This window comes from Streptomyces sp. NPDC006197, assembly GCF_040613865.1.
Taxonomy (GTDB): Bacteria; Actinomycetota; Actinomycetes; order Streptomycetales; family Streptomycetaceae; genus Streptomyces.
In genome coordinates this window covers 1-3,929 of record NZ_JBEXSZ010000272.1, presented here as the reverse complement: position 1 = coordinate 3,929, position 3,929 = coordinate 1, and the positions used below count along the sequence as shown (strand labels likewise).

Sequence of the window (3,929 nt, the reverse complement as noted above, 5' to 3'; positions counted from 1 at the left end):
ATCTCGTCGTTCGCGCTCACCCACACCCCGGCCGAAGTGCAGTTCTACTGCCTGGACTTCGGTGGCGGCGGCATGGTCTCGCTGGCCGACCTGGCCGGGTCCGGGGGTACGGCGGGCAGTCGGCGCACGTCGGTGGGCGCCGCGGTCTCCAGGGGGCGCAGCACCCGGTCGAGGTGCGCGGCCGGCAGCGAGCGCTCGGTGAGGACGACGATCCGGTCCGCTCCGGTCCGCCGTACGACGAGGGCGAGTTCGGCCGTCGGGTCCTGTCCCAGGCGTACCTGGACGGGCACGTGGAGCGGTCCGGCCTGGAGCGACCGGTCGAGCGCGAGGCCGGGGGCGGGGGTCGATGTGAGGGGGCACATGACGGATCGGGCTCCGTGGGTCGGGTGGGCTTCCCCCGTCACGATCCGCGGCCCTCGATCCCAGGGGCATGAGACGGCCGTCCCGTTCGCGCCCCGCTCACCCAAAGAACACGGTGACTACCATACGTGACCTATCGTTACTGATAGTGTCGACTTGTGCGCGAAGAAGACCGCCCCGTGCCCCGCGTCCTGATCGTCGATGACCATCCGCTCTTCCGGGAAGGCCTCAGAGCCGCCCTGGAGAGCAGCGGCGGCGCGGTGGTCGTCGCCGAGGCCACCACCGGCGGCGAGGTGCCGGAGTCCGTCGCCCGGCACCAGCCCGACGTGGTCGTCATGGACCTCTCGCTGCCCGACATCTCCGGCATCGAGGCCACCCGGCGGCTTGCCGAGGAGCATGCCGGGCTCCCGGTCCTCATCCTCACGATGTCCGACGACGACGCCAGCCTCCTCGCCGCCCTCCAGGCCGGTGCGCGCGGCTACGTCGTCAAGGGGGCGGGCTCGGACGAGGTCCTGCACGCGCTGCGTACGGTGGCCGCCGGGGGCGCGGTCATCGGCTCCGAGATCGCGGCCCGGCTCTCCCCGCTGCTCTCCGGGAGCCGGCAGTGGGAGGCGGAACAGCTCTTCCCCGCGCTCACCTCCCGCGAGGTCGAGGTGCTCGAACTGATCGCCCGGGGCCATGACAACCGGCGCATCGCCCGTGACCTCGTCCTGTCGGAGAAGACCGTGCGCAACCACATCACGCACGTCTTCGAGAAGCTCCAGGTGACCTCCCGCGCCGAGGCCGTCGCCCGCGCCCGTGACGCGGGCCTCGGCAAGGACACCTCCGTGACCTGACGCCCCGTCCGAGCCGGGCCCGAGCCGGGCGTGATCCGGACCCGGACCGTCCGAGCCAGGCCCGAATCGGGCGTGATCCGGACCCGGATCACGGCCCCGGCCAGGGCCCGGGCGGGAGTCGGCCGGGGCCCGGCCTGATCGGCAGGACACCCCGAGGCCGGGGCCGGTCCGGGACACGCGGCTCATGCGCCCGGGACCGCGGGCGTACGACCCTGGGAAGCACCGCCGAGCCGGCGAGGAGGCCGATATGCGCGCAGGCCGTCGGGAGGCCCGGGTCTCACCCCGGGCGAGACCGGAGACGGTGCCCGCCTACGCGGTGTGCGTCCTCACCATGCTCGGCGGCGCCGTGTGGGCCGGGGTCACCCTGGCCCGGCCGCACGACCCCGCCCTCCAGCACGTGCGGCTCCATCTGGCCGCCGACCACGTCCTCCTGGGCCTCGGTCTCGCCCTGACCGGCATGGTGTTCACGGCCCGGCGTTCCGCCCGTGCCCTCGGCCGGCTGCTGCTCGGAGCCGGCTGCGCCCTGACCCTGGCCCAGACGCTCTCCCTGGTGGCCGTGGTCTCCGGGGTCGGCCCCGGGGCCTTCGCCGCCGTCCTGCTCTTCGCCCTCTTCGCGTACACCCTCCTCGGCGTCGTCATCTTCCCGTTGCCCCTGTGGCTGCCCGGCGGGCGGCTGCCGGCGCTCTGGGGCCGTCCCTATGTGGTGGCGGCCGCCGTGTGGAGCGCCCTCCAGCAGTTCCACGCCTTCGCCCACCCCGGCTTCGTGTACTACGGACGGCCGAACCCGCTCACCGGTGGCGCCTGGACCTGGCTGGAGAACCTGCTCACCCCCTGGATGGACACCGCCACCCTGTGGGTGCCGCCGGCCGCCGTCGCCCTGTCGGTGCTCCTCATGGCCGCCCGCTGGCGCCGCACGCCGAAGCGGGAGCGCACGTACGCGGTCCTCGTGATCCCGTACGGGCTGTGGATCGCCGTGCTGTACATGCAGCGGTTCGCGGAGGCCCCCGAAGGGTTCACCGTCATCGCGTTCTACGTCGCCGCGGCCGCCTGGCCCGCGACGCTCGGCTATCTCCACGCCCGGGAGCGGACCTGGGCCCTCGACCGGGCGGGGCGGCGGATCCTGACCAGCTTCGTCCTCACGTTCGTGCTGTTCACGGCGTACGTGGGCGGCGGTTTCGTCCTCTCGTACTTCGCGCCGGGCACCACCACGCCGAAGTCGGCGCTGATCGCGTCGGCCGCGCTGCTCGTGGGCGTCCTGCTGCGCCCCACCTCCCGCTGGGCCGCGCGGCTGGTCGACCGCTACTACTACGGCGAGCGCGCCCAGCCGTACCAGGCGGTGCGCCAGCTCGCCGACCGGCTCGGGCACGCCCTCGATCCCGGCGACATGCCGCGGCTGCTGTGCGACACCGTGGTCCACACCCTGCGGCTCCCGGGGGCGCGCCTCCTCATCACCACCCGGCACGGGACGCGCGAGCTGGCCCGCAAGGGCGAGCCGGGCGGCGGTCAGGAGGAGTTCCCGCTGGTGTACCAGGGGGACGTCATCGGCCACCTCCTGGTCCCGCCGCGGCACGGCGAGCTCGCCCTCGACCACCAGGACCGCGAGGCCGTGCGGCTCCTCGCCGACCACAGCGCCCCGGCCGTCGCCTCCCTGCGGCTCTACGAGGAGCTGCAGACGAGCCGTGAGCAGATCGTCCTGGCCCGGGAGGAGGAGCGGCGCCGCCTCCGGCACGATCTGCACGACGGCCTCGGTCCCGCCCTGTCGGGGCTGCGGCTCCAGGTCGACGCCGTCAGGTCGGCCATACCGAACGAGCCCAAGGCGCTGCGGTCGCTGACCGCCGTCTCCGAAGGCATCGGCCGGGCCATCGACGAGCTGCGCCGGATCACCGTCGGGCTGGCTCCGGCGGCGCTGGACACCGCGGATCTGCCGCGCGCGCTGGAGCGGCTCGCCGAGCAGCTGGGCCGCACGGTACGGATCACGGTGGGGCTGTGTCCCGAGCCCTTCCCCCGGCTTCCGGCGGCGGTGGAGGTCGCCGTCTACCGCATCGCGGCCGAGGCGCTGAACAACACGGTCCGGCACGCGCACGCCGACCGGGCCGAGGCCACGGTGGTCCTGGCCGGGGAGGCCGTCACCGTCGAGATCCGCGACAACGGGAACGGCATCCCGGCGGAGCGCGGCGAGGGCGTGGGGCTCCGCTCGATGGCGGAGCGGGCCGAGGAGCTCGGCGGCGCGTTCGAGCTGGTCGACACCGGTACCGGCACGCTGGTGCGGGCGGTCATGCCGTGCGGCCAAGCCGGGACACGGGTGGGACCTGAGGATCAGGCGCCTGGGACACGTGCCTGAGGAGACTGGGACATGTCCGTACGGCCCGCCCGGCCGCTCCCACCCCCTGGAGAACCTCATGCCCCAGGCCAAGTCCGCTCTCCGCACGACGGCGAAGGCGCTCGTCGTGCCCGCCCTGATCTCGGCCGCCGTCGCGGCCTTCCGGAAGTTCCCGGGAGGCGGCACCCCGACCGCCACCGAGGCGGCCCGCTTCCCGGGCGACGGTACCCCCACCGTCACCGGCGAGCAGCGCCGCTTCCCGGGCGGCGGAACGCCGACGTGACCTTCGCCCGGCGTTCCCGAGCCCCGGGCCGCCGGGGGGCCGGGGGGCCGGGTTGACCGGATAGGGAGTGCGTGGGGGGGGGGATGTGTGGGTGCATAGGGGGGGAGATCTGGGGGGTGGGCGGGGGGTT

General features: G+C 74.3%; 4 protein-coding genes. 3 read left to right on the top strand and 1 reads right to left on the bottom strand.

Annotation, left to right across the window (positions count from 1 at the left end; translation table 11 throughout):
- Nucleotides 1-44: 44 nt before the first annotated feature.
- Nucleotides 45-362 carry a hypothetical protein gene (locus ABZ318_RS39225; protein WP_356907194.1) on the bottom strand — a complete coding sequence of 106 codons (318 nt, stop codon included), beginning with the start codon at nt 360-362 and terminating at the stop codon, nt 45-47.
- Nucleotides 363-518: 156 nt separating this feature from the next.
- Here ABZ318_RS39225 and ABZ318_RS39220 point away from each other — a divergent pair, with 156 nt between their 5' ends.
- The 3 genes from ABZ318_RS39220 (at nt 519) to ABZ318_RS39210 (ending at nt 3,799) form a co-directional block, all read left to right on the top strand.
- A complete protein-coding gene (locus ABZ318_RS39220; protein WP_356907193.1) occupies nt 519-1,196 on the top strand; it encodes a response regulator transcription factor in 678 nt (225 codons plus the stop codon).
- Between the two features lie 247 nt (nt 1,197-1,443).
- Nucleotides 1,444-3,537, top strand: coding sequence for a histidine kinase (locus tag ABZ318_RS39215; protein WP_356907192.1), 2,094 nt, complete (start codon nt 1,444-1,446; stop codon nt 3,535-3,537).
- A 58-nt stretch (nt 3,538-3,595) separates the two neighbouring features.
- Nucleotides 3,596-3,799 carry a hypothetical protein gene (locus ABZ318_RS39210; protein WP_356907191.1) on the top strand — a complete coding sequence of 68 codons (204 nt, stop codon included), beginning with the start codon at nt 3,596-3,598 and terminating at the stop codon, nt 3,797-3,799.
- Nucleotides 3,800-3,929 lie beyond the last annotated feature (130 nt).

What these genes read in the sequence shown, in the direction of transcription:
- ABZ318_RS39225 (WP_356907194.1), bottom strand. Translation starts at nt 362, where the DNA reads ATGTGCCCCCTCACATCGACCCCCGCCCCCGGCCTCGCGCTCGACCGG.
- ABZ318_RS39215 (WP_356907192.1), top strand. Translation starts at nt 1,444, where the DNA reads ATGCGCGCAGGCCGTCGGGAGGCCCGGGTCTCACCCCGGGCGAGACCG.
- ABZ318_RS39210 (WP_356907191.1), top strand. Translation starts at nt 3,596, where the DNA reads ATGCCCCAGGCCAAGTCCGCTCTCCGCACGACGGCGAAGGCGCTCGTC.